Source organism: Thermofilaceae archaeon (genome assembly GCA_038731975.1).
In the GTDB taxonomy this organism is placed as follows: Archaea; Thermoproteota; Thermoprotei; order Thermofilales; family Thermofilaceae; genus JANXEW01.
The window spans coordinates 13,255-40,001 of record JAVYQJ010000008.1 but is presented as its reverse complement, the minus strand read 5'-3'; the positions used below and the strand labels follow the sequence as shown (position 1 = coordinate 40,001).

General features: G+C 63.3%; 23 protein-coding genes. 14 read left to right on the top strand and 9 right to left on the bottom strand.

All coding sequences use genetic code 11. From position 1 onward, the window contains the following. The first annotated feature begins 16 nt into the window (after window positions 1-16). From QXF46_05305 to QXF46_05295, 3 genes are read left to right on the top strand one after another with little or no spacing between them, the layout of a single operon-like run. Window positions 17-916: a DUF362 domain-containing protein gene (locus tag QXF46_05305; protein ID MEM0226273.1), complete on the top strand. Its 900-nt coding sequence runs from the start codon at window positions 17-19 to the stop codon at window positions 914-916. A 57-nt stretch (window positions 917-973) separates the two neighbouring features. After that, the gene (locus tag QXF46_05300) at window positions 974-1,486 is read left to right on the top strand and encodes a hypothetical protein (GenBank protein ID MEM0226272.1); all 513 of its coding nucleotides are present in this window, start codon (window positions 974-976) and stop codon (window positions 1,484-1,486) included. Window positions 1,487-1,546: 60 nt separating this feature from the next. Then, the gene (locus QXF46_05295; protein MEM0226271.1) at window positions 1,547-2,713 is read left to right on the top strand and encodes a uroporphyrinogen decarboxylase family protein; all 1,167 of its coding nucleotides are present in this window, start codon (window positions 1,547-1,549) and stop codon (window positions 2,711-2,713) included. Here the strand turns inward: QXF46_05295 and QXF46_05290 are convergent. Continuing rightward, window positions 2,694-5,852, bottom strand: a complete 3,159-nt coding sequence (locus tag QXF46_05290) for a glycoside hydrolase family 2 TIM barrel-domain containing protein (protein MEM0226270.1) — start codon at window positions 5,850-5,852, stop codon at window positions 2,694-2,696. The two genes, QXF46_05295 and QXF46_05290, sit on opposite strands and share 20 nt — an antisense overlap. A 74-nt stretch (window positions 5,853-5,926) precedes the next feature. Between QXF46_05290 and QXF46_05285 the strand changes: the two genes are divergently transcribed. Next, entirely contained in the window at window positions 5,927-6,955 is a 1,029-nt protein-coding gene (locus tag QXF46_05285; GenBank protein MEM0226269.1) for an ornithine cyclodeaminase, read from the top strand. Window positions 6,956-6,997: 42 nt separating this feature from the next. Further along, window positions 6,998-7,672 (top strand): dolichol kinase, encoded by a 675-nt coding sequence (locus tag QXF46_05280; GenBank protein MEM0226268.1) that lies wholly within the window; start codon window positions 6,998-7,000, stop codon window positions 7,670-7,672. A gap of 17 nt (window positions 7,673-7,689) precedes the next feature. On the opposite strand, the gene QXF46_05275 is transcribed toward QXF46_05280, so the two are convergent. Next, the gene (locus QXF46_05275; GenBank protein ID MEM0226267.1) at window positions 7,690-9,795 is read right to left on the bottom strand and encodes an acetate--CoA ligase family protein; all 2,106 of its coding nucleotides are present in this window, start codon (window positions 9,793-9,795) and stop codon (window positions 7,690-7,692) included. A 52-nt stretch (window positions 9,796-9,847) separates the two neighbouring features. Here QXF46_05275 and QXF46_05270 point away from each other — a divergent pair, with 52 nt between their 5' ends. Genes QXF46_05270 through QXF46_05255 form a run of 4 tightly spaced genes read left to right on the top strand, consistent with a single transcriptional unit; the run spans window position 9,848 to window position 12,737 of the window. After that, window positions 9,848-10,393, top strand: a complete 546-nt coding sequence (locus QXF46_05270) for a 2-oxoacid:acceptor oxidoreductase family protein (GenBank protein MEM0226266.1) — start codon at window positions 9,848-9,850, stop codon at window positions 10,391-10,393. After that, window positions 10,386-10,646 (top strand): 4Fe-4S binding protein, encoded by a 261-nt coding sequence (locus tag QXF46_05265; protein MEM0226265.1) that lies wholly within the window; start codon window positions 10,386-10,388, stop codon window positions 10,644-10,646. Before QXF46_05270 ends, QXF46_05265 begins: the two co-directional genes overlap by 8 nt. 4 nt (window positions 10,647-10,650) lie before the next feature. Beyond that, window positions 10,651-11,826, top strand: a complete 1,176-nt coding sequence (locus QXF46_05260; GenBank protein ID MEM0226264.1) for a transketolase C-terminal domain-containing protein — start codon at window positions 10,651-10,653, stop codon at window positions 11,824-11,826. Continuing rightward, on the top strand, window positions 11,820-12,737 hold the full coding sequence (locus QXF46_05255) for a 3-methyl-2-oxobutanoate dehydrogenase subunit beta (protein ID MEM0226263.1): 918 nt from the start codon (window positions 11,820-11,822) through the stop codon (window positions 12,735-12,737). The genes QXF46_05260 and QXF46_05255 overlap by 7 nt, the downstream gene beginning before the upstream one ends. Here the strand turns inward: QXF46_05255 and QXF46_05250 are convergent. From QXF46_05250 to QXF46_05230, 5 genes are all read right to left on the bottom strand, one after another. Continuing rightward, window positions 12,734-13,963, bottom strand: coding sequence for a PLP-dependent aminotransferase family protein (locus tag QXF46_05250; GenBank protein ID MEM0226262.1), 1,230 nt, complete (start codon window positions 13,961-13,963; stop codon window positions 12,734-12,736). The two genes, QXF46_05255 and QXF46_05250, sit on opposite strands and share 4 nt — an antisense overlap. Before the next feature lie 141 nt (window positions 13,964-14,104). Next, window positions 14,105-16,252: a ferrous iron transport protein B gene (gene feoB / locus QXF46_05245; protein MEM0226261.1), complete on the bottom strand. Its 2,148-nt coding sequence runs from the start codon at window positions 16,250-16,252 to the stop codon at window positions 14,105-14,107. Further along, on the bottom strand, window positions 16,227-16,478 hold the full coding sequence (locus tag QXF46_05240) for a FeoA family protein (protein ID MEM0226260.1): 252 nt from the start codon (window positions 16,476-16,478) through the stop codon (window positions 16,227-16,229). The genes feoB and QXF46_05240 overlap by 26 nt, the downstream gene beginning before the upstream one ends. 5 nt (window positions 16,479-16,483) lie before the next feature. After that, window positions 16,484-17,101, bottom strand: coding sequence for a metal-dependent transcriptional regulator (locus tag QXF46_05235; protein MEM0226259.1), 618 nt, complete (start codon window positions 17,099-17,101; stop codon window positions 16,484-16,486). A 53-nt stretch (window positions 17,102-17,154) separates the two neighbouring features. After that, complete coding sequence (locus tag QXF46_05230; GenBank protein ID MEM0226258.1) at window positions 17,155-17,952, bottom strand: FkbM family methyltransferase; 798 nt, start codon at window positions 17,950-17,952, stop codon at window positions 17,155-17,157. A 50-nt stretch (window positions 17,953-18,002) separates the two neighbouring features. Here QXF46_05230 and QXF46_05225 point away from each other — a divergent pair, with 50 nt between their 5' ends. Together QXF46_05225 and QXF46_05220 are read left to right on the top strand one after the other, a co-directional pair. Further along, window positions 18,003-18,497 carry a flavin reductase family protein gene (locus tag QXF46_05225; protein ID MEM0226257.1) on the top strand — a complete coding sequence of 165 codons (495 nt, stop codon included), beginning with the start codon at window positions 18,003-18,005 and terminating at the stop codon, window positions 18,495-18,497. A 91-nt stretch (window positions 18,498-18,588) separates the two neighbouring features. Beyond that, a complete protein-coding gene (locus tag QXF46_05220; GenBank protein ID MEM0226256.1) occupies window positions 18,589-19,941 on the top strand; it encodes an FAD-dependent oxidoreductase in 1,353 nt (450 codons plus the stop codon). A 31-nt stretch (window positions 19,942-19,972) separates the two neighbouring features. Here QXF46_05220 and QXF46_05215 read toward each other — a convergent pair whose 3' ends face one another. Beyond that, the gene (locus QXF46_05215) at window positions 19,973-22,525 is read right to left on the bottom strand and encodes a glycoside hydrolase family 3 C-terminal domain-containing protein (protein ID MEM0226255.1); all 2,553 of its coding nucleotides are present in this window, start codon (window positions 22,523-22,525) and stop codon (window positions 19,973-19,975) included. A gap of 279 nt (window positions 22,526-22,804) precedes the next feature. On the opposite strand from QXF46_05215, the gene QXF46_05210 reads away from it, so the two are divergent. Together QXF46_05210 and QXF46_05205 are read left to right on the top strand one after the other, a co-directional pair. After that, window positions 22,805-24,235 carry a glycoside hydrolase family 99-like domain-containing protein gene (locus QXF46_05210; GenBank protein ID MEM0226254.1) on the top strand — a complete coding sequence of 477 codons (1,431 nt, stop codon included), beginning with the start codon at window positions 22,805-22,807 and terminating at the stop codon, window positions 24,233-24,235. Window positions 24,236-24,277: 42 nt separating this feature from the next. Further along, complete coding sequence (locus QXF46_05205; GenBank protein ID MEM0226253.1) at window positions 24,278-25,279, top strand: hypothetical protein; 1,002 nt, start codon at window positions 24,278-24,280, stop codon at window positions 25,277-25,279. A 51-nt stretch (window positions 25,280-25,330) separates the two neighbouring features. Here the strand turns inward: QXF46_05205 and QXF46_05200 are convergent, their stop codons facing one another. Next, window positions 25,331-26,242, bottom strand: coding sequence for an isoaspartyl peptidase/L-asparaginase (locus QXF46_05200; GenBank protein ID MEM0226252.1), 912 nt, complete (start codon window positions 26,240-26,242; stop codon window positions 25,331-25,333). A 77-nt stretch (window positions 26,243-26,319) separates the two neighbouring features. On the opposite strand from QXF46_05200, the gene QXF46_05195 reads away from it, so the two are divergent. Next, entirely contained in the window at window positions 26,320-26,736 is a 417-nt protein-coding gene (locus QXF46_05195; GenBank protein ID MEM0226251.1) for a PadR family transcriptional regulator, read from the top strand. Window positions 26,737-26,747: the final 11 nt, after the last annotated feature.

The following is a 26,747-nucleotide window of genomic DNA, read 5'->3' as shown; positions in this document are numbered from 1 at the left end:
CGCCGCTCCAATGACTGTGTCATGTGAGATCTACGCTGCGGAGGGTGGGGAGCCAGGCGTAGGAGTTAGGCGCGTGCTCGACCTGATGGGGCTTGAGGATGCGCTGAAGGCCGGTGAGATCCTCGTCAAAGTCAACTTCGTCTCCGCCTACCGCGAGCTCTCCGCCACACCAGTGGAAGCGGTGGAGGAGATTGCGAAGAAGCTTGCCGGAAGGTGCAGGGTTTTAGTTGCCGAAGCCCCTACGATAGGTAGCTTCAAGGACGCAATCAGGAACTTCGGGTACGACAGGCTCCTCGACTACGGCGTCGAGCTGGTCGACCTTTCGGGCGACAGCTACGAGGAGTTCTACGTCTGGGACCGGAACTTGGAGCGGAGGGTCCGGGTCAGGGTTTCGGAGACCGTGCTGAAGAGCAGGTACCTCGTCTCAGTGGTGAGGCCGAAGACTCACGACACGGTCATCGTCACGCTCTCGATCAAGAACGTCGTTGTCGGAGCGATCATGCCCGGTGACAGGCACAAGATCCACCAGGGTTACCCGGCGATCAACCTCAACATCGCCTACCTGGCGACGAAGATGATGCCGAAGCTGGCTCTCATCGATGGAGCCGTGGGGATGGAGGGGGCCGGCCCCACCAATGGAACCCCGGTGAAACTCGGCGTATCGGTCGGCGGGAGAAACGCTGTCACGGTTGACGCGGCTGCAGCCGCCCTCATGGGGTTCGATCCGCGAAACATCGGCTACCTTCACCTCCTGTCGGAGTGGGGGTACGGCTGCATCGACCCAGCCAGGATAAAGGCCGTAGGGCTACCGGACTGGCTGTCGAGAGCTAGGAAGTTCCAGCCCCACCCGAGCTACCACCGGCAGCTCGAGTGGAAAGTCGAGGAAGTGTACCGCGTAGAGGTGAACGGCACTTGAAGCCCCGTAGAACTACACCGTTTTTAAGGTTAGAAAACAAGTTGATTGCGTGGAATTATGGAGAATCCTAGGCGGAGGCCAGCGGTCGTTGCGTTTCTCATCATAACGGTGTTAGCCTCCGCTCTGCTCATCGTGGGACGGGTAGAGGGATTGACGCGGGAAGAGCTGGCGAGCTTCCTCGCCATAGTGGCAGGTGAAGACGCTGATGGAGTCTACGCTTCTGTCACCGAGGCAGCCAACGGGACGTCAGTCTCGCTCACCGGCTTCATCGGATCTCCCACGAGCTACAGCGATCTGCTGCGCGTCTGCAACATCGGCAATCGAAAGCTCACCCTTAGGCTCGAAGTAGCTGATGTGCCAGGGGATGGGTGGCCCAGCGTGTTCAATTTACGGCTGGCTAGGAGGGCAGGGGAAAGCAGCCTTGTGCTCTCGCTTCCCCTCTTAACCTCGAGTAGGCCGCTCGATCTGGAGCCCGGGGAGTGCGCGGTACTGGGGGTTGAAGTCTTAGTTCCATCGTGGGTTTCAGCGGGCGAGGCTGCTAGTCTATCCATTCGATTTACCCAGGCGTAGGGACTAGTGTGGAAGGCTTGAGTGTAAACGCTTTTTTTGCCTCTTGTGCCCCGCTGAGACGTGACTCTGAATCTGGAAAAGTACGAGAGAGTGCTGGAGGAGAATAGGAGGAGGGTTGAGGCTGCTCTCAGTTTTGAGGAGCCTGATAGGGTGCCCGTCCAGATCAACGTGCAGGGCGCCTACTACGCTTGGCTGTTCGGGGTTCCGCTAAGGGACTACTACACGGACTTGAAGCTGATGGCTGAAGTGCAGTTGAAGGGGTTGGAGTGGAGGTTGAGCTGGCTGCGCGACGATGTAACGTCGGTTGCGATCACCCTCGACCTGGGAGCCGTCGCCGAGGGCGTGGTCTTCGGCTGTAGGATCGTTATGCCGGACTATAGCGACCCCTGGCGGAGCCCGTGGATCGTGCCGAAGATAAAGAGCCTCGACGACATCGACCGGCTCGAAGTCCCGGATCCCCGCGACCTCCCCGCTGTTCGCGACGTGTACAGGAGGCTCGAGGAGTTGAGGAGGCTGGTCAGGGACCGCTACGGGGACATCCCGGTTTGGGGCGGGCTCCAGATCCACCCGCCCGTCTCCGCGGCCGGCTCGCTGATGGGGCCGGAGCGCCTGTACTCCTGGCTATACCGCTACCCTGGCGAGATGCACAAGCTGTTCAGGAAGCTGGAGGAGGCCTTCGTCGCGCTGCACGAGTACCACTGCGAGGTAACCGGCTCGGAGCCGGGCAGCCTCTACCTGGCTGACGACCACTCGGGCTACCTCAACCGGCGCATGTACGAGGAGTTCGCCCTCCCCTACAACCTGCGACTCTTCGAGAGGTTCGGAACCCGCTACCGCTACCTGCACATGGATTCGCCGATGCACCACATCGCGGACATCGTGAGGGACGTGTACAGGGTGAACCACGCCGACCTGGGCGTCGAGAGCGACATCCGCCTGATCGCGAGGGAGTTCAAGGGGAGGGTGTCTTTCAACGGGAACGCCAACTGGCGGGCCCTCCTCTCAGGCTCCAGAACGCTCATCGAGGTGGAGGTAGAGAGGTGCATCTACTACGCGGCCCCCGGTGGAGGCTACATCTTCGATAACGGCGGCGAGACGTACGCTGGTGTGCCGTCAGAGCTGCTGAAGTACGAGGTTGAGTACGCGAAGAGGGTGGGCAAATACCCGATAAAAAGGGAGAACTTCAGGCACTTGGACGAGCTGGAGGCTACAGCGCGTGGCGCTTGAGCTTCCCCAGCTGCACGGGATCGTCGCCGGGCTTGACGGGCCTGAGCACGACCTCGAAGTGGAAGGGCTCCGGGTAGAACTCGTACTGCGGCAGCGTGTCGGGGCCGCAGCTAGCACCCCCCAGTCCGCGCTGCCTGTAGTCCAGGTGGAGGTAGATCTCATCCCTCCACCTTATCTCTGGTGGGTGCTTCGCCGCCTCGAGGTCGTGAGGCGTGCAGCGGTGCGCGCTGAACTCCATCAGGTTCTCCGCAATGGCCAGCAGGCCGAAGCCCTCCTCATCTCGGAGCGCGACCCACCCAACGTCGCACCGGTTCCCGTTCTCCTGAGGCTTCAAGTACGGCACGAACATCTCGTCCACCGTCGTCTCGTAGACGCCGACCATGGCGCCGAACTTACGGTCGACGTAGTTCTCGTGAGGCCCGCGCCCGTAGTACACCACCCTCGAGAGCTCCTTCGGCAGCTGGAGGGTGAAGCCGGCCCTCGGCAGGGGCGGGAGCTGCTCGTCGGGTTTCACGTCGATCGCCAGCCTAACGTCACCGTTGCCGTAGACTGTGATCCTCAGCGTTGACGTGAAGCCGAGCTTGGTGTCGGGAGCCTCCGTCCTCACGCCGGCCTCGATGACCGCCACCTGCGGCATCGCCTGGTAGGCGCGGACCCAGAGGGGCCGGTGCATAACCCTGTTGAGACCCGCGTCCCGCCAGAGGACGGCCTTCCTCGCCATCCAGCCCCCCTCGTCGTTATCGGTGGGCGCCCTCCAGACTTCGAGCGGGTTGAAGCCCTTCACCAGCACCCTACCCTGGAAGTTGAAGGTGAAGCTGCAAGAGCCCTTATCGAACACCAGCTCGAAGTTCTTGCCGGTAACCCTGACGTAGTCCCCCACGTCCTCCACCGCGAGAGGCGGCATGTCGCCGACTCTGAGCGGGGGCGGCTCAGGGGCTCTCACCGGCAGCTTCATCTGGGTCCAGCCGACCTCGAAGCCCCTGCTCGCCCAGCGGAAGTCGCGCGCGAGCTTGTACCGAAGTACGAGCCAGTACTCCCTGCCCGGCTCGGGCTTCGGGAGCTCGTAGGGGATCCTCACGGTGGCCTTCTGGCGGGGCTCGAGAGCCGGCGTCTCGACGCGGCCCCTCTGGAGCACAACCCCGTCGGCTTGCACCTCCCAGTGGATCTCCACGGCTTCGTCAAGCCTCAGGTGGTCGAACCGATTCTCGATCCTGACGAGCCCGGCGCTGAGGTCCTCCGGTTCCGCTTCAACCGGCTGGTAGACCTTCTTCACCTCCCAGCAAGCCGGCTGGAGCGTGCGGTCGGGGAAGACGATGCCGTTGATGCAGAAGTTTCCGTCGTGAATCTCCTCTCCGAAGTCCCCGCCGTAAGCGAAGAACTTCACGCCCTTCTCCTCCTTCAGCAAGCCCTGGTCTACCCAGTCCCAGATGCAGCCGCCGCACAGCCTGCGGTGCTTCCGTATGACGTCCCAGTACTCCTTCAGGTTACCCGTGCTGTTCCCCATCGAGTGGGCGTACTCGCACATGATCACCGGCCGATCGTCCTGGAGCTCGGTTGCGAGCCACTCGAGGAACTCGAGCGTCGGGTACATCACGCTGATGACGTCGACGCTCCTCGGCACGTACCCCTTGTTCCAGAGAACGTGGGTCGCGCCCTCGTAGTGGACGGGGCGCGTCGGGTCGTAGCCCCTAATCCAGGCAGCCGCCGCCTCGAAGTTGAACCCGTAGCCCGACTCGTTGCCCAGCGACCACATCACGACGCAAGGCCTGTTCTTGTCGCGCTCCACCATCCTCACAACGCGGTCCATGATGGCCGGCAGCCACTCGGGGTTGTTGGCAGGCTCGTTCCAGAGTATGAGGCCCGCCCTCCCTATGTTGGCGAGGCCGTGGCACTCGATGTTGGCCTCGTCGATCACGTAGATGCCGTACCTGTCACAGAGGTGGTACCAGTACGGGTGGTTCGGGTAGTGCGACGTGCGAACTGTGTTGATGTTGAGCTGCTTCATCAAGCGAGCGTCCAGCTCCATCAGCTCCCTCGTGACAGCGTAGCCGCGAACCGGGTCGATTTCGTGCCTGTTTACACCCCTAAGGTACACCGGTCGGCCATTGACGAGGATCCTCCCGTCCTTCACCTCGACTTGGCGGAAACCGATGAACTCCCTGATTACCTCCAGCACGCGGCCGTCGGGTCCCTTCAGCGTGATGAGGAGGTTGTAAAGGTAGGGGTCCTCGGCGCACCACTTGCGGGGGGATTTCACTTCGGCGCGGAAGTTGAGGTAGACTTCCCCGCCCGGCTTCACCCCGTCAACTGGCTGGCTCAGGGGGCCGAGCACGCGGTTACCGTCGGCGTCGAGGAGCTCCAGCTCTACCGCGAGGCCCCGCTTCTCCTCCAGCGAGTAGTTCCTCACTTTGACGAGCACCTCCAGCGTCGCGTCCACGTACCTCTCGTCGAACCTCGTCCTCACGAAGAAGTCGCGCACCCTCACTTCGGGCGCGGTGTAGACGTAGACGTCCCTGAAGATGCCGCTCAACCGCCAAAAGTCCTGGTCTTCCAGGTAGGTGCCGTCGCTCCACCTCAGGACTTCAACCGCTACCAGGTTCTCGCCCCGCTTGACGTAAGGTGTGATGTCGAACTCGGCCGGCGTCCTGGAGTCCTTGCTGAAGCCCACGAAACGCCCGTTCACCCACACGTAGAAGGCCGAACCGGCCCCCTCGAAGACGAGGAAGACCCTCCTACCGGTTAGGTCGGCGTCCAGCGTGAAGCGTCGCCGGTAGAGGCCCGTTGGGTTCCAATCCTGCGGCACGTACGGCGGGTTCGGCTCGAATGGGTAGCGGACGTTCAGGTAGATCGGCCTGTCGTAGCCGAGAAGCTGCCAGCAGCTGGGCACCTCGATCTCGTCCCAGCCGGAATCGTCGTACGCCGGCTCGTAGAAGCCCTCCGGCGCTCGACCGGGGTTCTCGACGAGCTTGAAGCGCCACTTTCCGTTGAGCGAGAGCTTCCACGGGGACTCGAGGAAGCCGCTGCGCAGGGCCGACTCGCGATCGGGGCAGGGGAGGAAGGCCGCGCGAGGGGGTTCGCGGTTCACCCCGACCACAAGGGGGTTCTCAAACTCGTGCAGGATCCTACGGTTTACGCTCACGGCTTGATCTAATCGGGGAGGTAAAAATGCTTGTTCACCACCAAGGTTTAAGCTGGCGCAGGCCGGGGCTTCCGATGCCAGTCCGCGTCATCACCTGGTCTGACGTGGCAGAGGTGGTTAGGGCTGAAGGGTTGGACCGGTTCTTGGACCAGCTCATCCACCGCGTTGAGGATGCCTTCAGAAGGTGGAGGGAGCTCACTGTGGTCCCCCGCGTCAGCTTCAGCTACCCGAACGGTGTGATGGAGGTGATGCCTGCGAGCGATCAAAGGTGGTATGCTGTGAAGATCGTGAACGGCCACCCCGGCAACCCGAAGCGGGGGCTGCTGACGGTGGCGGCTGTAGCCGTTCTCGCCGATGCCGACACCGGTTACCCGGTGATGGTCGCGGACGCCACCCTCCTCACCGCCCTCCGCACGGGTGCGGCGAGCGCCGTCGCGACGAAGCACCTGGCTAGGAGGGGGAGCAGGGTGCTGGGAATCATCGGGACCGGTGCGCAATCGGAGTTCCTCTGCCTGGCGATCAGCCGCGTCGCACCCGTCGAGCGGATCACCTACTTCGACATTGACTCGAGGGCGATGGAGAAGTTCAGGAGGAACATGGAGGGCTTCGGGTTCGAGCTCGCGGCAGCCTCAAGCGGCCGGGAGGTGGCGGAGAGTGCGGATATCCTCGTGACTGCTACAGCGGCGAGAGGTAGGCGGCAGGTGGTGAAGAGGGAGTGGCTGAAGCCGGGAGTCCACATCAACGCCGTGGGGGGAGATGCTCCGGGCAAGACGGAGCTGGACCCGGAGATCCTCAAGGGGGCTAAGGTCGTCGTCGAGCTCCTCGAGCAGGCCCTTATCGAGGGCGAGGTGCAGAACGTTGGAAGAGAGTTCGTCTACGCCGAGCTCTGGGAGGTGGTTTCCGGCCTTAAGCCGGGCCGAACAAGCGAGGGGGAGGTGACGGTCTTCGACTCCGTCGGAGTAGCTGTCGAGGACTGGGCTGCTCTCACCCTCCTCTACGAGCTCGCCGAGAGGCGGGGTGCCGGCCGCGACCTCGATCTTCTCCCAACGGTCACCGATCCTAAGGATCTATTCTCGCTCTTGATCAAACGAGCTGACCGTTAAGGCGATCGCATCCCTTTTTTACGGCTAAAAACAGAGCCAATCGTGACAGCCGAGCTATTCAGACCTGTGGAGCTGATGTACGCCGCCGTGCTGTTCATCTGGATAGTTCTCCTCGTGACCCTCCTCACGAAGAAAACGTACGATGCGATGCGCTCGAAGGGGTTGACCCACAACGTCGCGATCTACTACAACAGGAAGATCATTCACGTCGGCGCGGGCGGCGTTGTAGCCCTGCTCGCGCCGTACCTGTTTCAGACGCCCTTCGTGCCCTTCGTGTTCGCGATGATACTGGCCGTTTTCACCTACCTACCGCATAGGACTGGTAAGCTGCTCTACTGGTTCCAGGACCCGGAGAACATCTACGAGGTTCACTTCTGCATCACTTGGGGCCTCAGCCTACTTCTCAGCTGGCTGCTGTTCGGCACGCTGATTTACGCAGTTGTTCCAACAGCCTTCATGTCCTTCGGCGACTCCGTCACAGGCGTCGTGAGAAACATGATTTACAGGAGGAGGACGAAGGCTTGGGCCGGCAACGCTGCGATGGCTGCTGTCTGCATCCCCATTGGCTACGTTTATGCTGGCCTCTGGGGGGCGCTGGCCGGGCTTGCGTCGAGCGTCGTTGAGCACTTTGAGCTGAAACCCCTAGACGACAACATAACTGTACCCCTCGTCTCGCTGGCAATCCTGGCGCTCGCGAACGCTTTCGGATCGCTGTGAAAAAGACGCTAGAAACTTCAGGGTGAAGCCCTGAGGTAGATTTTTACGTCAACCGCAACAGCCCCCCTCTCGTAAACGTAGATCGGGTTAACGTCGACGGCTTCCACGGCGTCGAAAGCCTCGAGAATCCCCGCTACGCTCGGTATCAGCCCAATTACGGTGCCGGCGTCCAGGGGCGCCCCCCTGTAGCCGCGGAGGAGCTTCCCAACCTTCGTTTCGAGCACCATCTCCTCCGCCTCTCTCACGCTTAGCGGAGCAACGCGGATCGACACGTCCCTGATGAGCTCCACGGCGATGCCGCCCCAGCCGAAGGCTACGACCGTCCCGAAGATCGGGTCGCGCTTCGCCCCGATGAAGACCTCAACCCCTGGGGGCATCATCTTTCTGACCGAAACCCCCAGCAGCCGGGCTCCGTGGGCTCTCTCAGCGAAGGTCCGGAGCACCCTCGCGTAAGCTTCGCGCAGCTCCTCGTCCGAGCCTATGTTCAAGAGTATGCCGCCGACCTCCGTCTTGTGAGCTACGTCGGGCGTCTCGACGGCGAGCGCAACGGGGTAGCCGATGGTTCTCGCAGCTTCGATGGCTTCTTCAACGCTTCGGGCGAACCTCGCCTCCACGACCGGGATCCCGAAAGCTCTAGCCACGCGGAAAGCCTCCATCGGCGTTAGGAGCCTCCGCCCCTCGCTGACCGCCCTAGCGATGATCTCGCCCGCTGCGCTCCTATCCCCCTTCACCTCAAACTTCCCGGCCGGCGGAGCCTTGAACCTGTAGTACCTCAGGACGGCCGCTAGGGAGCGAGCGGCGATCTCGGGCGACTCGTAGCTTGGCACGCCCGCAGCTATGAGGTCTTTGAGCGCCGCATCGCACTCAGCTCCTCCCGTGAGCGACACGACGAGCGGCTTCTTCAACCCCGCCTCCCTAACGGCTGAGAGCACGGCGTCTCGAAGCTCCCCGGGGGTGGGTAGCGCGCCCTGGCCCGCCCAGACGAGCACGCTCCCAACCCTGTCGTCCTTGAGCAGCTCGGTGAGAGCCCCCCTCAAACTCTCACCCGTCATCATGCCAGTGAGGTCGACCGGGTTGCGTGAGCTGCCGAAGGGGGGCATGAACTTCCTCACCCTCTCCTGCAGGTCGGGCGGCAGCGGTTCCAGCTCGATTCCCGCTTCGCCGAGCTCGTCAGCCGCCAGCACACCCGCGCCACCGCCGTGGGTGAGCACGACCACCGTGCCGTCGGTGGGCGGAGGGGAGAGGGCTAGAGCTAGGGCCCAGTTGAACAGCTCGGCTAGGCTTCCAGCCCTGAGCACGCGCGCCTGCCGGAAAGCCGCGTCGTAGACTTCATCGGAGCCCGCCAGGGAGCCTGTGTGGGACCTTATCGCTTCGGCCGCTGCCTCCGTCCTTCCGGCCTTTAAAACCACGATGGGTTTAACGGAGGCGGTCTTCGCCGCTTCCTCGAGGAAGCGCCTCCCCTCTCCGGGGTTCAACCCCTCCATGTAGATTGCGATCACCTTGGTCCGCGGATCCTCCCTCAGTAGGGCGAGGAGGTCGCTCTCCCCCACGTCCGCTTTGTTCCCCAAGCTAACGAGGCTGGAGAATCCGATACCTCTCTCCCTCGTCCACCAGATTAACGACGTTATCAGAGCACCACTCTGCGAGAGGAAGGCTATGCAACCGGGGAGCGGGGACGCGTCGATGAAGCTGTAGTTTATGGGCGTGGAGGTATCCCAGACGCCGACGATGTTGGGTCCGAGGATTCGGATTCCGTGTTTCCTTGCTGTTTCGACGAGTTGTTTCTCGAGCTCGATGTTCCCCACCTCCTTGAATCCGCTGGAGATGACGGCTACCGCTTTCACACCCTTCCTCCCGCACTCCTCGACCACCTGGGGTACGAGCTTCGCCGGCACAGTAACCACAGCGAGGTCGACAGGCTCCGGGACATCCAGGATACTCGGGTAACACTTCACACCCAGAATCTCCGAAGCATTAGGATTCACCGCGTAAACCCGACCCCGGAAACCGGAGGAAAGGATGTTGCGTAGAACTCTGTGCCCTATCTTCGAGGGTTCTCTAGAAGCACCTACAACAGCTACGCTGCCGGGCTTAAGGAATGCAGCTAAACCTCCGCTTGCCACGTTAAACAAATGCCACTAGTTTACCTTATTAAGTCTGGCTCTCCTCTCGAGCATGATGCTTCAGGAGATCTGCTTCTACGCCCGGGGAGGGCAAGGCGCCGTCGTAGCGGCGCGCCTGCTAGTCCACGCGGCGGCAGCAGAGGGCTTACACGGGCAGGCTGTTCCGCTCTTCGGCGGGGAGAGGAGGGGGGCGCCGGTCTACTCCTTCGCCAGGATCTCCGATAAACCCGTCCGGTTGAGGAGCCAGATTAGCGAGCCGGACATCCTCGTCGTCCTCGATAGGGCGCTCCTCAGGTCGATCCCGTTTAAGGTCAAGGACGATGGTATGCTCCTCGCGAACGCGCCCTCAAGGCCCGAGGTCCCCGTTAAACGCGTCTACTGGGTGGACGCAACCGCGATTGCGAAGGGATTGGGGCTGGTAGTGGCCGGCTGGCCCGTCGTTAACACGGCCATGCTGGGGGCTTTGACCAGGGTGTGGCCTCTAATCTCCCTGGAATCGGTGAAGGAGGCCATAAAGAGCACGTGGGGCGGGAGGCTCGGTGAGCTCAACGCGGAGGCGGCAGAGAGGGCGCACGAGGAGGTGAGGGGAGTTGGCTAGCCTACCTCTGACTTCGATAGCTTCGCCCGTGAAGGGCTCAGCCGGCCTCACGGGCTCGTGGAGGACGGAGCGGCCGGTGCTGGATCAGAGCCGGTGCGTCAAGTGCCTGCTCTGCTGGCTCTACTGCCCCGAGGCGGCCGTGGTGAGGGGCGAGGACGACAGCGTCGCCATCGACTACGACTATTGCAAGGGTTGCGGTATCTGCGCCCGCGAGTGCCCCACCAAGGCCATCACGATGGTGGAGGAGGGGTGAGATTGTGCCGCGCGTAGTGGTCTCGGGCAACGAGGCTGTCGCTTTCGCCGTCAAGCTGGCCAGGGTGCAGGTGGTCGCAGCGTACCCGATCACGCCGCAGACGACTATCGTTGAGAAGATAGCCGAGCTCGTCGAGAAGGGGGAGCTGAAAGCCCGGTTCATCAACGTTGAGTCCGAGCACAGCGCGATGGCTGCCTGCATCGGTGCGGCTGCGGGTGGCGCCAGAACGTTCACGGCTACCTCGTCGCAGGGCCTTCTCTACATGAGTGAGATGGTGTTCTGGGCGGGCGGCGCGCGCCTACCGATAGTGATGGCCGTTGTGAACCGCTCGATCGCCCCTCCATGGAGCATCTGGTGCGACCACAACGACGCCTTCGCCGTGAGGGACGCCGGCTGGATACAGTTTTGGGCTGAGAGCGCGCAAGAAGCAATGGACATGGTGATACAAGCTTACCGGGTGGCCGAGGACGAGGGGGTGCTGCTCCCCGCCATGGTGAACCTCGACGGCTTCTACCTGTCCCACGCGTACGAGCCAGTCGAAGTGCCCGAGCAGCAGACCGTCGACCGATTCCTACCCGAGAAGACGCCTGCACCCTACCGGATCGATGTGGACAAGCCGATGTCATACGGGACGATCGCCAACCCCGATTACTACATGGAGTTCCGCTGGAAGATGCAAAGGGCGATGGACGAGGCTGCCCGAGTAATCAGGGAGGTCGACGAGGAGTGGGGGAGGCTAACGGGGAGAAGCTGGGGCGGTCTTCTCGAAGCCTACCGGTGCGACGACGCCGATGTGGGTATAGTCCTCATCGGCTCGTGGGCCGGCGACGCGAAGGAGGCCGTCGATAGGCTGAGGAGCAGAGGGGTTCGAGCGGGCGTTGTAAGGCTCCGAGTGACAAGGCCCTTCCCCGCCCGTGAGCTGAGAGATGCGGTCGAGGGAATGAGCGCTGTAGCCGTCGTCGACCGCAGCCTGTCGCCCGGCCTGCCGAGCGTCCTCGCGGCTGAGGTGAAATCCGCGCTCTTCAACGCGAAGCGGAGGCCGGTTGTCAGAAGCTTCATAGCGGGGTTGGGCGGTCGAGACGTCTCGCCCAAGGATTTCGAGCGGATCGTCGAATGCTCGCTCAAAGAGGGGCCGGAAGAAGTGACTTGGATCGGCTTGAGGGGGGTGACGCCATGGTAACGGTAAAGCAGCTACCGAGGGAGGAGTACTGGCTGCCCGGTCACGCCGCTTGCCCCGGCTGCCCCGCCTCGCTGGGGCTGAGGATGCTGGGCAAAGCGCTCGAGGGGCGCTTCGTCCTCGTCGTACCCGCGGGCTGCACAACGGTGATCCAGGGCATGTACCCTAAGACGCCCTCCCGCGTGCCCCTGCTCAACATCGCGTTCGCCGCTAGCGCCGCAGCGGCCACGGGGCTGAGGGCGGCGCTGGAGTTGAGAGGGATTGACGTGCCGGTCGTAGTGTGGGCCGGCGACGGTGGGACGGTGGACATCGGTCTTCAGGCGTTGAGCGGTGCAGCGGAAAGGAACGAGGACATACTCTACATCTGCTACGACAACGAGGCCTACCAGAACACGGGCATCCAGAGGAGCGGGGCTACGCCGCCCGGCGCTTGGACCACCACGACGCCCCTGGGTAAGCGCGAGCGGAGGAAGGTTGCTCCACTGATCGTGGCAGCCCATAGGGTGCCCTACGTGGCTACAGCTTCCATCGCCTACCCGCTCGATTTCGTGGAGAAGGTTCGCAAGGCGGTCTCAAAGAGGGGCTTCAAGTACATCCACCTGCACGCTCCCTGCCCTACCGGCTGGCGCTTCCCGCCCAGCGAGACCGTCGAGATCGGCAGGCTTGCGGTCGAGACGGGGGCGTGGGTGCTCTACGAGATCGAGGACGGCGTGCTGAGGTTGACCGGGAGGAGTGCATCCCTGCTCGACCCCGCGCGGAGGAAGCCGCTCGAGGAGTACTTGAAGAGGCAGGGGAGGTTCGCGCACCTCTTCCGCCCCGAGAACGAGCAGCTGCTGGAGCTCCTGAAGATGGACATCCAAGAAAACTGGGAGGCTATCCGAAGCGCCCTGGAGAGGGGCGGGAGGATACTCTAAGCCGTAACCGCCAGCGCGCTCATCGCGGGGGCGTGCTCGGCGATCATTTTCGCCAGCCTAGCTACGCCCTCCCGCATCTTGTCGAGCGGCGGGTAGGAGAAGCTCAGCCTGGCCGTGTTCCTGCCGCCCCCATCGACGTGGAAGCCGCTGCCGGGCACGTAGGCAACCTTGTAGACGTTCAAGGCGATTGGCAGAAGGGCGTCCATGTCGATGTGGGGTGGAACTTCGATCCAGACGAACATGCCACCGCTCGGGCGTGTCCACTTCACGCCTTGCGGCATGTAGTCCTCCAGAGCCTTCAGCATGGCATCTCTCCTCACGCCGTAGATCTCCTTGAGCTTCGGCAGCTGCCTCTCTACGAGCCCCCTACGCAGGGCTTCGTACAGCACGTGCATGCTGAGCGTGGGTGACTGAAGAGTGACACCCTGCTTGGCCACCGCCAGCTTATCCACGAACTCCTCCTCGGCAACGATCCAGCCCAGCCTGAGGCCGGGAGCGAGCACCTTACTGATCGTTGACACGTAGATCACGCGCCCGCTCCGGTCGAGAGCCTTCATCGAGGGCGGCTCCACGCCGTCGAGGTAGAAGTAGCTGTACGGGTCGTCCTCAACGATCAGGAAGTCGTAGTCCTCAGCCAGCTCGAGCAGGGCCTTCCTCCTCTCCACGCTCAAGCACCTCCCAGTCGGGTTCTGGCAGGTTGGCACGAGGTAGCAGAGCTTCACGCGCTCACCGCGGCTCTTCAGCTCCCTCAACCGCTGTTGGAGCCTCTCGACTATCAGCCCCTCCTCGTCCATCTCCACGCCCACGAAGCGCGGCTCGTAGACTGCAAACGCCTGCAGAGCCCCCAAGTACGTCGGATTCTCAGAGACCACCACGTCTCCGGGGTCTATGAACACCCGGCCGATCAGCTCGAGCGCCTCCTGGCTCCCAGCGGTGACCATCACGTTCTCCGCCCTCGCCCTGATGCCGCGCTTCACCATGAAAGCGGCCAGCTCGCGGCGAAGCTCATCAATGCCCTCCGTGGGAGCGTACTGGAGCGAGATGGAGCCCTTCGTGTCGATGACCTCGCAGATGATCTGTTTGAGCTCCTCGAGGGGGAAGCTGGCTGGATCCGGAATCCCTCCGCCGAGCGATATGACGTCTCGGCCGATCCACTTGAGCAGCTCCCTGACTTGCGAGGCTCGCATCAGCGATGCTCTCCTCGAGAGGTAACGATCAGCTTTCACCGATTCCCTCTTTAAAGACGCCCATAAACTCTATAAGGATTACTCCTAGTAATTTTTAAACCCCTCAAACCCCGTTCCGGTAAAAACTTGAGTGGGGCACGGAGCACGCGCTGAACGCGGGGAGGGGGAGCGCGAACCCTTTTAGAGAAAGCTGGCTAGGCTGTAGATGGCTGAGCTCAGCAGTAGGGCGGAGGCAATAGACCAGGCTGTAGCACCCAGCGCGAACTTAACGCTCCCTGTCTCCCTGTACACCGTAGCCGCAGTGGCGATGCAGGGCATGTAGGCCGTGAAGAAGACCATCAGTGAGAGAGCCTGCGCCCTGCTGAGCTCGAGGGACGCGAGGGCCTCGAGAGGGTCGTGCGCGCCCATGTACACAGCCACGGCGAGCACTACAGTCTCCTTGGCTACCAGGCCGGCCACCGCCGCGAAGGCAAGCACCTCCGCCCTGGATCCGCTGAGGCCGAAGGGGGCCATGAGGGGTGCTAGGGCTCTACCTATAGCAGCAGCGAAGCTCTGCTCGACGGCCCCGACGGGGCCTGCAGGGCCGAAGTGCGTCGAAAGCCAGAGGAGGATCGCTAGGCTGAAGATTACGATGCCCGCCCTCTTCAGGTAGTGCGCAGTGTACTCCCAGCTGATCCACCACAACACCCTCGGTGCCGGCAGGTGGATGGGCGGCAACTCGATGATGAGCGCGGGGGGTTCCTCAACCCCGGATAGCCTCCTGAGGGTCCTCGAGGTGAGCGCGAAGAGAGCCAGTTCCGCACCGTAGACGAGCAAGAAAGCGCCCACGGCCAGCAGCGGCGCTCCGGTGAAGTAGGCTGAGGCGAAGGCGAGGAGCACGACGAGGCGGGCCTGGCAGGGTATGAAGGGGACAGCCGCGTACAGCTGCTTCCTCTCCGCCTCCTCAGGGACCGCGCGAACCGACATGACGGCTGGAACGTTGCAGCCCAGCCCGATCAGCATCGGGTACACCGCGCGCCCCGAAACCCCCAGCTTCTGCAGCATCCGGTGCAGAGACGCAGCGGCGTAAGGGCCGAGTCCGCTGTCCTCGAGGAAGGATAGGACCAGCAGCGCGGTGAAGATCAGGGGGAGGAAGGAGGCTACCAGCGCGAGCGCCGGAATGACCCCCTCTGTCGCAACCAGGGCCAGGGGTTCAGGCAGGCCCAGAGAGCCCACCCAGGCGGCCAGCGACTCAAAGAGGCTGGAGATCGCGCCCGCCAGGGTGTACCTCTCGAGCACTTCGGCAGCCCAGGTTAAACCGAGAACCTCGAACACGACGTTCAGCGGGAAGCCCGTGTTGAGCGTGAAGACCAGGAAGTACAGGGAGAGGAGAATCAGTATGGACAGCACCGGACCTAGCAGGGGGGAGAGGAGGACGCTCTCCAGCAACCCCCTCCCCTCCGCCACCGCGAGCCTCACGACAGCCCTCCTGCTGAGGGCGTCGACGAAACGGTAGCGGGCGGAAACCAGCATCTCCTCCGCATCCCACCCGCGCGCTCGGGCGGCATCCCTCAGCTCCTCAGCGCGCTCCACGGCGCGAGTAGCACCCGCTCTTCTCACCAGCTCCGCCACGTGGGCGTCGCCCTCGAGGAGCTTCACAGCGATCCAGCGGGGCGGCGCCCTGAGGTTGAGCCTTGCCCCCTCCAGCAACCCCTCAAGCTCGACTATCGAGCTCTCCAGCGGCCCGTAGTCGAGCTTGAGGGGCTTATCCGGCCCCCCTTCAGCCACCCTGAGGGCCTCCCTCACTAGCCTGTCCAGCCCTTCACCGGTAACCGCGGAGACCGGAACCACCGGTACGCCCAGGGCGCGCTCAAGCTCGTCTACGTGGATGTGGACCCCCCTTGCGTGTGCGGCATCCCACTTCGTTAGAGCCACCACAACCCGACCCGTTATCTCGAGCACGTGGAGCGCCAGGTAGAGCGTCTTCTCGGGGGCGAGAGAGTCGACGAGGACGATGACGGCGTCCCAATCGCCCTCCAGGAGGTAGTCCCTCGTAACCCTCTCCTCGACGCTGACGCCGGAGAGCGAGTAGACGCCCGGGGTGTCAACCAGGATCAGAGTGCGACCCTCAGCGTGCAGCAAACCCTCCTTCCTCTCCACGGTTGTGCCCGGCCAGTTCGCTATGTGCGCTATCTGCTTCGTCAAGCGCGTGAAGAGCGTCGACTTCCCAACGTTAGGGCTACCCACGATCGCAACCTTCAAACCCCTCCTCAAGCGGTCCTCCTCCCGCGAACGCTTGTGGCAGGCCGCAGCAAGCAGCCGCTTAATCCGGTGGGGGAGAGCCGGCATGGTTGACCACCTCTACGATGATCCTCCGAGCCAACCCGCGGCCGACCGCGACCGTGGAGCCGCGGAACCGCACGACCACGCGGCCCCACCCGCTGCTCAGTACCTCGACCTCGGTGCCGGGTACGAGGCCCATCTCGAGCAGCCTCCTCCTCAGCCCGTACCCATCCCCAGCTATCCCCCTTACTACCGCCCTACCCCCCTCGGGTACGTCGAGAAGTGTCACCATGCTGGTCACACCCTCCGGACGAAGATGAAGCTCGTAACACTCAACGGTAGGTCGTACCTGGCGCCGCCGTATCGCACTACCACGCTGCGGCCGGAGAAGCCCTCCACCTCGATCCGGTCGTTGAGCCTCAAACCGACTGCGCACGCCCACCGTAGAGAGCCCCCGAGCTCGCCGATGCGGGCCACCCGGTAAACGCCTGAGCACACCCTGCTCAGTGGGAGGGCTTCGACGGAGGCGCGCCCGGGCACCGGGTTGCCGTGGGGGCAGAGAGTGGGCCTTCCGAGCCTATCGTCCACGATCTCTGCGAAGCCCTCCACGTGCTCCAGCGAGTGGGCCAGTTCATGGACGCTGCAGGAGTCCACCTGCATCACGTCGGCCAGGAACCTTTCGATGATCCTGTGGTTCCTCACGACGCGCATAGCCCTCTCGAAGCCGAGCGGCGTCAGCTCGTACCCCAAGCCGCTCTTCTCGACCAAGCCCTTCGCGCTCAGCCTCGCCAACCCCTTCGCGGCGGTGACGGGTCTGACACCGAGCTCGCGCGCTACCATGCTTAACCGCGGCTCAATACCCAGCTCCTGAAGCCGGTACAGGAGCGCCAGGTAGTCCTCAGCTTCCACAGGCACGGCAAACCCAACGTCCGCTCACTTTTTAAGATTTCTCTATGGTCAATTTTCACTTAAAATGCGTAGACGAAGGCTTGGTGTAGAGGTTCGTCGGGGAGGTACACGGCCGCGCTGTAACCCCTCTCCTCGAGGAGGCTCGCGAGCTCGCCCGGCTCAGTTAAGGGCGGGTGAGCTTCAATGATCACGCGTCCCACGGCGCTGGGCTGCAGGAGCCTGGACCCCTCCACGACCTCCAGCTCAGCCCCCTCGATGTCCAGCTTCAGCAGATCAACGCGCCCAAGCTTGCTCAGCACAGCATCGAGAGGGACTGAGCGCACCCTAACCCTCCTCAAAGGCCCCCCGTAGGCTTCAGCGTACTCCTTGTAGAGGGTGGCGTTGATCGGTGAGGGTGGTACGAGGAGCTCCGCGACGCCCCAGCGGCCCGCCAGGCAGGCGCCCAGCGTGCTCACGTTGCAAAGGCGATTCGCAGCCACGTTGAGCCTGAGGAGGCGGTACGCCTCGGGCTGCGGCTCGATCGCCACCACCCGCCCCCCAAGGCCTACGAGCTTAGCCGCCCTGAGGGTGTAGAGCCCCACGTAGGCACCGGCGTCAACGACAACCCAGTCACGCTTCGGCTCGAAGCCCGGGAACGCCTCGTAATCCCTGAAGTAGAATATGTGCAGCATGTTCCTGACCACCGAGTCGACGATGTCGGTGGTTGCGTAAACCGTCAGTCCCGCTGGCGCGGGGAGCCTGACGAGGCTCTTCGACCGTGCAGACCTCAAGCACAATGCCGCCCCTAAGCTCAGCGCGGCCTGAGGAAAGCGCCTCAACCCCACCGTTGCGAAGTACAGGGCTGCGTCAACGATCATTCGATGCTTGATCGAGGATACCCTTTTTAACTTCCACGGGCTGAGCCCGCGTGGAGCTAGATCCGTTTGAGGCTCTCGACTACCTACCCCAACCGCTCGTGATCGTCACAGCGGGAGACCCGGAGAGGGCTGGACGTAGGGGAGGCATGACGGCGGCTTGGGTTTCGCGAGTATCGTGGGACCCGCCCCTGCTAGCAGTCGCGATGGCACCGGCCAGGTACACCCTGGAGCTCATCAAGGAGAGGGGGGAGTTCGTGGTGAACGTTATTGGCAAGAGCCTCGAGAAAGAGGCGTTCGGGGTTTTCGGCTCAGTTTCTGGAAGGACGACCGACAAGTTCGAGAGTAGCAAGGTTAAACTAGCCAAGGCCAAGTGCGTTACAGCTCCCGTGCTCGCCGACGCCATCGTGGCGCTGGAGTGCAAGCTGGAGAAGCTGGTGGAGGTTGGCGACCACATCCTCGCCGTGGGCCGCGTAGTCTGCGCCCAGAAGCTGAGGGACGAGAAACCTCTCGTCTTCTACCAGCTCGGCTCCATTGAGCTGAAGTAGAGGGTTTAAGCTTAAATTGTTAAGGAATTTGTTATTCTATGCTCGATCTAAAGATGGGAAAGCTATTTAAGGCCGCCGTAAAGGTAGCGGTATGACAGTGACAGAGAGGTACGACTACGTCGTTGTCGGCGGTGGGCCCGCGGGGATGACCGCTGCCTCGCGCATCAAGAGGTTGAAGCCCAACGCCCGCGTCGCAGTCTTCGAGAGGAGCGGCTTCGTCAGTTACGCCCCCTGTGGCACCCCCTACTACATCGGTGGGCTCGTCGACAGCTTGGGGAAGCTCGTCCACTACACAGTCGACGAGTTCAGGCGGCGGGGGATAGACGTGTACACGAATGCCGAGGTCGTGGAGGCGGGCCAGGGCTTCGTTAGAGTCCGCTTCAACGACGGCGAGAGGGTATACGAGTGGGGCAAGCTGATCCTCGCGACCGGCGCCAGGCCCCGCCTACCCCCGGTGAGGGGGTTGGACCTGGAGGGGGTCTTGACCCTACGAACCTTGGAGGACGCGGAGAGGGCGAGGAGGCACGTCCTGGAGGCCCGCAGGGTGGCTGTGATCGGCGCCGGCTACATCGGGCTTGAGGTTGCGGAGAACCTGCGCAGGCTCGGCAAGGAGGTTCTGATCCTGGAGATCCTCCCCCACGTGATGCCCACCCTGGACGGGGACATGGCCTCCCTCGTCGAGGGTGAGCTGAGGAGGAACGGTGTCGACCTGCACTTGAGCGAGGGGGTGAGGGAACTGGAGGGCGACGGTAGGGTGAGGCGGGTCATCACCGACAGGGGCGCTTACGAGGTTGACGCAGTGTTCGTAGCCACGGGGGTTGCACCGGAGGTTCAGCTGGCCGGGAGGCTGGGCGTCAAGCTGGGCCCGACAGGGGCAATCGCTGTCAACCGGCGGATGGAGACGAGCGTGGAGGGCATCTACGCGGCCGGAGACGCTGCTGAAGCGGTCAACCTCGTCACCGGCAAGCCCGACTGGTTCCCCCTCGCTCCGGTAGCCAACAAGATGGGCTACGTGGCCGGCGCGAACGCTGCCGGGGGTTACGCGGAGTTCCCGGGGGCGGTGGGCACGGCTGTTACAAAGGTGTTCGACCTGGAGATCGGTAGGACCGGTTTGACGGAGGCCCGCGCCGAGAGGGAGGGGTTCAAACCCGTCTCCGCGAAGATCAGGGCTGGCACAAGGTCGTCGTACTACCCAGGTGCAGCGGAGATCACGGTGAAGCTGATCGCGGATAGGGAGACGGGGAGGCTGCTGGGGGGCCAATTCATCGGGCGGGAGGGCGTGCTCGCCAGGGTCAACACGCTCGCCGCCCTCCTGATGCGGGGGGCCACGGTCGAGGACCTCTTCTTCGCCGACCTGGGCTACGCCCCGCCCTTCGCGCCGGTCTGGGACCCGCTGATCGTCGCAGCCCGAGTGCTCCTGCGAGAGCTGAGGGGTGCCGATTAGCACCGATGGCTGCCGGCGGGCTGGGCCACCTTCAGCCTTGGATCCGCTCCACCTCGAAGTAGTCGGGAGGAGGCTCGTAGACGTAGATCTCCTCCTGCCTGATCCTCAGCATGTTCGCTAGCGCCCGGCTTCTCAACGCCACCCTCAGAATGTTGTAGGCGCTCCTCTGCAGCTGGCCCAGGGTCAGCGTCCCGTTCCACAGGGCCTCCTTCACCTGCCCCACCACGAGGTTGTAGGCGGTGTGGGGCGCCCAAGGTACGTACTCCGTGTAAGGCATCAGGGCGTCGTTCCCCGCCGCGTAGGCCTTGTAGTTGTAGCTGGCCGACCACCAGTCGGTCATCACGAGGCCGTCGAAGCCCCACTCCCCCCTCAACACCACCGTGCAGAGCTCGAAGTAGTTGCCGGTGTAGACCCCGTTGAGCTTGTTGTAGGAGGTCATCACGGCCCAGGGCCTGGCCGTCCTAACGGCGATCTCGAAGGCCTTGAGGTAGATCTCCCTGAGCGCTCTCTCCGAGACTATCGAGTCGGAGACGTACCTGTACGCCTCCTGGTCGTTGGCGACGAAGTGCTTCAGCGTCGCCCCCACCCCCTGGTTGCCCTGCAGGCCCTTTACGGCTGCGGCCGCCATTGTGCCCGCGAGGAGTGGGTCCTCCGAGTAGTACTCGGCGTTCCTGCCGCAGCGCGGGTTCCTGTGGAGGTTTAGGCCGGGAGCCAGCCAGAGGCTGATCCCAGCCCAGAGCAGCTCCCTCCCGATCTGCCGGCCCACCTCGTACTCGAGAGCCAAGTTCCACGTGGCCGCCCTACTCGACGCCCCTGGGAAGGCTGTCCCGTGTAGGTTGCCCGGTAGCCATAGCTTCGCTCCGTTCGGGCCGTCGGTCTGCCTGAGCTCGGGTATGCGGCGGGCGGCGAGGGAAGGCGCCGCGCTACCGCGGAGGCCTATGGTCACGTCTATCAGCTCCTCCACGCTCATCTGCCCCACCAGCTCCTCGAGCGTGTAGGAGCCCTCAACGACGTGCCTCATGGTTATCGTCTCCCCCACGTCCGGCCTGCTGAGCTCGGGCGGGAAGTAGGGGGGAAGCGTGCCCACCCTCTCCCTGATCAGCCCTGGGTCCAGGGTGAGCGTGGGCGCTCCCTCGATTTCCGCGCGCTCGCCAGGGTAGCTCCACGGCTTAACGTCTGGCCCCCTGCGCAGTACTTCGACGCCCAGCTCCCTCGCTCTCCGGTGGAAGTAGTCCGAGCCCAGCTTGATCGAAGCCCTCTCAACGACGACCCTCCTGGGCAGGACGACCTTCGCGACGACCTGGGTGCTCCTCGACGAGTTCCCGACCCTGACCAGGTACACCCCCTCCTCGAGGATCCAAGCCCCCTCCTCCTCGTCGAAGGAAGCCGCGCTCGTCATATCGAAGGAGATCCTGAGTGTCTGGGACTCGCCGGGCTTGAGCAAGTCGGTCTTTGCGAAAGCCACCAGCCTCTGGTGCTCCTTCTCGAGCCTGCCAGCAGGTGGAGTAACGTAGACCTGGACGACCTCCTTCCCGTCGTACCCCCCAACGTTGGCGACCTTGACGGTTAAAGCGACCCTTGTTCCACGGAGCTCGACTCGCTCCACGTCTATCCTGAAGCTCGTGTAGGAGAGGCCGAACCCGAAGGGGAAGAGCGGGTCGACGTTGAAGGTGTCGAAGTACCGGTACCCGACGTAGATGCCCTCGCAGTAGACCACGTCCACCGACCCCCAGCACCTGGACGAGGGGTAGTCCTCCCAGCTCCTCGCCCAGGTGAAGGGCAGCTTACCCGATGGCGAGACCCTGCCCAGAAGCACGTTCGCCACCGCGTAACCACCCATTTCGCCCGGGTAGCCAACCCAGAGGATCGCATCGACGTCGTCCACGACCGGCGCTATGCCGAGAGCGTGGGGCGTGTTGAGGATCAGAACCACCCTCTCGAAGTACCTTGCGACGGTCTTTATGAGCTGCAGCTCGTCATCCTCCAGCTCGTAGCCCCTGAAGTAGTAAGAGCCCGACAGCTGCTCAGTGTAGTACTGGAACCACCACCCGGCGCTGAACCACCCACCCCTCCTGGGCAGGTCGAAGTCCTCGCTGGTGTAGCGGCTCAGCACGATTAGGGCCACATCGTTCCTCTCGGCGAACCTCCTCACATCATCCTCCGTGAAGGGCATCTCGTTCGTCCTAGCCGGCAGACTGGTAGCGCTGTAAGCCCTTGAAACCTCCTCGTCCACCGCTAGGCCGTACTCGAGGAGAGCTTCGAGAAGGGTCACCACCCTCCGCGAATCCAGCGGGACAAAGGACGACCCTCCCGCGTGGTACCACCACGTGACGTTCTGCCCAGTCCCGAAGACCGCGATCCTCGCTTTAGGGTTCAACGGCAGGACCCCATCGTTCTTGAGGAGGACCACGCCCTCCTCCGCCACCCTCCTGGCCAGCTCCCTACCCTCGACGAGCAGTCCCGGCAGCTCCAAGCGCTCCTGCGGAGGAGCCCGACGCTCTACGCCTCGGGGCGCGACGCGGAGCAGAACAATGAGGAGCAGCGCTACAACGCCCAGAGCCGCGATGAGCGCCTTCTTGCTCATGGGTGGAGTCGCCGAAAACTCGTAGAAATTCCTTCTGCAAAGCGGTGGGCTCCGCGATCGCGCCGATTCGCTTTTAAGCCGCGGGTGGATGGAGAGTTGCGGGATGATCGGCCGATGGCAGACTGAAAGGTGATTGAGAGGGTAAGCTGCTTGACCGCGCGCAGATGATGAGTGAACTCCCCGCGTGAACTGTGATCGTGTTTCTGGTCGCTGATGCCGCTCGTTCAGCAACCTTGAAATAAGCAGGTTTCCCGCTAGTGCGGCTTCGGGTGCCAGACGATGCAGTACCGCTACGCTCTGCTGGCATCAGCGCTACTCGCGCTGGCATTAACGCTGCTCGTTCTGCTCCGATCCCCCAGTGAGAGCGAGCGGCCGGCGCCTCTAGACGTTAAGGCGGTAGCGGGGGTTAGAAGCCTCACCGTCGAATTGAACGCCAGTGGGAGGGTCAGGATCGCAGTCCGGCCCCTCGATCCTCCGTCGGGCTACCCTAAGCCGCCCAGCGAGGGGGAGAGGGTGGTTGAGCTGGAGTGCGGTGGCCGTTGTACAGCAATCGTGGAGGTGGCGGGAGGTAGGGGTTACAGCGTGACGGTGGAAGCAGGCGAGGGGAGGGCTACGATCACTGTCCCTTACGTGAGGGAGTTTGAGGATCTAGCCTCAAGGCTGTGGGAGAGGGGAGTCGTGGTTAGCGCCGCTTACATGCCTTGGAGGATGGGGGAGGTCTTGGGATCAGACTGGCGCGGTGATCAGCCGCTGCTCGGCCTCTACGATGCATCCGACGATTACGCGCAGTGGCGCCACATCGACTTGGCCAGGGGGTACGGCGTGCACGTGTTCTGGGTCGACTGGACGATGTACGCCAGCACTGAAGCCGGCGAGAGAATCTTCCAGGTCACGAGGGGGCTGCTGGAGAAGGGGATGGTCGTGGGAATCATGATTGGCCCGCAGGTGAACATGCGCTGGGGGAGCGGCTACCCCTCCATCGACCTCGGCGACCAGCTGAACGCAAGGATCCTTCTCGACCTCGTGCGAAGAGCCCTACCGCTGATGAAGCACCCTAACTACTACAGGGTTGAAGGTCGCCCCGCGCTCCTGGTTTGGAACGAGGCCGCCTTCTACAACAGGCGGGACGCCTACAGGGCGCTCAGGGAGCTTGTCAAGGGGGAGCTGGGCGTGGAGCCCTACCTCATCGCGGATGCTCTTCCGAGAATCCAGCGGGGTGAGAAGCTCGTTCCCGGGACGCCGGGGGGTCGTTGGTACATCGACAACCTGCTCCTCCGCGGAGACGGGGCGGACGCGTACGTGGACGCCTACACGTCGTGGATCGGCTTCTACTCCGTGCAGGGACAGCGCGCTCTCTCGCCAAGCGAGCTGGCGGAGTACCAGAGCCTCTACAGGGAGCACCTCCACTCCTGGTGGAGCTTCTCGAAGGCTCGGGGGAAGTGTCTGATCCCCACCGTTAGCCCGGGCTTCGACAGGACTCACGATGCGGGCTTCGGTCAGCCGTGGCCCATCCCGCGCGACCCTACGCGCTTCGCCTCGATGCTCGAGGCTGCCCTGCAGGTCGCGGCTGAATGCGGTGAGGTTCGCATCGACACGTGGAACGACTTCTTCGAAGGGTCGTACATCGAGCCCTCGGTGAGAGAGGGCTTCCTCTTCCTCGAAGCGCTCGCCTCAGCTTTGTCGCGAGCCTGTAGTAGTTTAGGCGAGTGAACAAGGCAAAGCATTTTAGCCCTTAGGCACCTTCTACCCGCTATGCGGAGCAGCCTGATCACTGTACCCCTCATCGCCCTCGTAGCCGCGCTCGCTGCTGCTCAGACGCTCACCCCCCTCACCTTGAACGTTAATAGGGAGCTGAAGATCATCGCGAGCTACCCGCTCGAGGTCAAGTATAGCAGCAGAGTCAGGATGGTTTTCGACGTCACTTCAACTGCCAACCTGACGGTGCGGGAGCTTAGGGTGAGGATCACCCTTGTCCACGAAGGGGGCGCTGCCACGCTCTACGACGCTCTGCTCATCAAAGACAAGTACATGCCGCCCGGCCACCAGGTCCAGCAAGCAATCGAGTTCCAAGCTTCAATACCCGCACCGAGGCCGCCGGTGGACCCCTTCCTCGAGATGCTCATAATCGTCAACTACACGGTCGACGGCACCCCCCGGTTCTTCGAGCACAAGGCCTCCATCTCGATCGTGACCCGCATGACGTACAGCGAGCTGACAGCCGCGCTGGCTGAAGCCCAGCAGAAGGCCCAGCTGGCCGATAAGCTCGCTCAGCAGGTCCGCGAGTTGGAGTTGAAGCTCGCCAACGCGTCGGGGGTCTGCGCTGTTCTGAGCGAGCAGGTGAAGAAGCTGAGCGCGGAGAACAACGCTTTGAAGCTGCAGCTCGGAGCGCTGCAAGCCGCGAACGCCAGCTTGAGCGCCAGAGTCGCTCAGCTAACCGCCGAGAACGCGGCCTTGAGGAACGAGCTCCTCGCCGTCAGGGAGGAGAAGGGGGGTCTCTCGTCGAGGCTCGTCAACATCGAAAGCAGCTACAACGCACTCTTAGCTGAGGTCGGCAGGATAAAGCAGGAGAACGAGCGCCTCCTCTCCGAGGTAACGAGCTTGAAGCTGGCTCTAGCCGTTGCCGTGACCATTGCCCTGGCGCTAGCGGTGCTGCTCGCGACGAAAGTGAGGATCGGGAGGAGAACGCCTCTACCCCCTCCGCCACCGCCTCCCCCACCGCCGCCCCCAGCGCAGGGGATCGAGCTCATCGACTAGCTGGGCAGCAAATCGCGGGGAATAGAGGTGGGTACTCCGCACTCTCTGAGCTTAGACGTTCCACCATCGGGCTTCCCTGACCTCGACTTCGCCTCCGAGCCAGTAGACGTACTTGAAACCGCGCCAGTTCAACGCTGCAGCGCCGATCTCCCTCTTTGATGCTACGACTACTCCCAGCCTGTAGGCCTCCCCGTCGAGCCGCGCGACCTCCGCGGCAGCCTCGATGACTGCCTCGGCCGCCTCCTGTGGCGTGTAGCCCTTGGATAGGAGGAAAACGGCCCGGAAGGCCGCGCTGGTGCGCAAGGCAACTTCACCTACTCCGGTCAGTACCGCAGCCCCCCAACGGCTGTCGGCGTAGAAGCCCGCGCCAACGACGGCTGAGTCCGCCACCCGGCCAGGGAACTTGAAGGCTATCCCGCTCGTTGAAGTGCCGGCCGCTACGCTCCCCTTGGCGTCCACGGCGATGACGCCTATCGTGTCGTGGTAGACTTGGGCGGCGGCCTTGAACAGCTTCGAGTAGTAGGCTGCGAGATCCCCGGCGCCCCGCGCAACCCTCTCCTCCAGCTTCTCCCTCTCAGCCAGCAGCTCGGGGGCCGCTCTCGAGCCGGGGGCGGTTTCGAGCTTCAATGCCTCTGCGAGCCTCGTCGCGGACTCGCCGACGATGAGGGCGTGCGGTAGAAGGTCAAGGCACCTCCTCGCCAGGCTGATCGGGTTGCGAACCCGCTTCACCGCTGCGACACCGCAAGCCCTCAGGGAGTCCCCGTCCATGATACCGGCGTCCAGCTCCACATCCCCCGCCCAGTTGGGGTAGCCGCCGAGCCCTACGGTGCGATTCGCCGGGTCCAGCTCTACCATTTTGACGCCCTCTTCCACGGCGTCGAGGGCCGATCCTCCCTCGAGCAGCTTTCGGCGCGCGGCTTCGACAGCTTTAACGCCGAAGTCGTGGTAGGAGGCTGCGAGCACGCGTGCCCCCCGCCGTTAGCCTTATTTCGCTCTCGTTTACCACAATGCTTAAATAACTAAGTTAGCTTAGAAACTTGATGCACGAGCACGAGTGGGAGCACAAGCACGAATGTGGGCATAAGCACTTCTGCGGACCCCCGCCCTTCATACCCCCGGGCTTCGGGCCGCCGGGCTTCTGGCCGCCGCCGGGGCTCCACGTCAGGGGTCTGCTGCACCTGGCCATACTCAAGATCTTGAAGGAGCAACCCCTGCACGGCAGCGAGATACAGCGGCTCTTGAAGGAGCGGTACGGCCTCGAGGTTTCGGGGCCCGCCGTCTACGGGGCTTTGAAGAAGCTCGAAGCCTTCGGCCTCGTTGTGGCCACTTGGGACACAACGGGGCCGGGCCCCGCTCGGAGGATCTACAGGATCACCGAGGAGGGCGCCGCGTACCTCGATACGGCCGCCGAGAAGCTGAGGAAGCTGAAGGACTTCATCGATAAGCTAACATCTTAAATAATCCGGCC

Excerpts from the sequence above, each read along its gene's own strand:
- QXF46_05300 (MEM0226272.1), top strand. The coding sequence starts at position 974 with ATGGAGAATCCTAGGCGGAGGCCAGCGGTCGTTGCGTTTCTCATCATA.
- QXF46_05285 (MEM0226269.1), top strand. The coding sequence starts at position 5,927 with ATGCCAGTCCGCGTCATCACCTGGTCTGACGTGGCAGAGGTGGTTAGG.
- QXF46_05270 (MEM0226266.1), top strand. The coding sequence starts at position 9,848 with ATGATGCTTCAGGAGATCTGCTTCTACGCCCGGGGAGGGCAAGGCGCC.
- QXF46_05255 (MEM0226263.1), top strand. The coding sequence starts at position 11,820 with ATGGTAACGGTAAAGCAGCTACCGAGGGAGGAGTACTGGCTGCCCGGT.
- feoB (MEM0226261.1), bottom strand. The coding sequence starts at position 16,252 with ATGCCGGCTCTCCCCCACCGGATTAAGCGGCTGCTTGCTGCGGCCTGC.
- QXF46_05240 (MEM0226260.1), bottom strand. The coding sequence starts at position 16,478 with ATGGTGACACTTCTCGACGTACCCGAGGGGGGTAGGGCGGTAGTAAGG.
- QXF46_05230 (MEM0226258.1), bottom strand. The coding sequence starts at position 17,952 with ATGATCGTTGACGCAGCCCTGTACTTCGCAACGGTGGGGTTGAGGCGC.
- QXF46_05220 (MEM0226256.1), top strand. The coding sequence starts at position 18,589 with ATGACAGTGACAGAGAGGTACGACTACGTCGTTGTCGGCGGTGGGCCC.
- QXF46_05215 (MEM0226255.1), bottom strand. The coding sequence starts at position 22,525 with ATGAGCAAGAAGGCGCTCATCGCGGCTCTGGGCGTTGTAGCGCTGCTC.
- QXF46_05210 (MEM0226254.1), top strand. The coding sequence starts at position 22,805 with ATGCAGTACCGCTACGCTCTGCTGGCATCAGCGCTACTCGCGCTGGCA.
- QXF46_05205 (MEM0226253.1), top strand. The coding sequence starts at position 24,278 with ATGCGGAGCAGCCTGATCACTGTACCCCTCATCGCCCTCGTAGCCGCG.
- QXF46_05195 (MEM0226251.1), top strand. The coding sequence starts at position 26,320 with ATGCACGAGCACGAGTGGGAGCACAAGCACGAATGTGGGCATAAGCAC.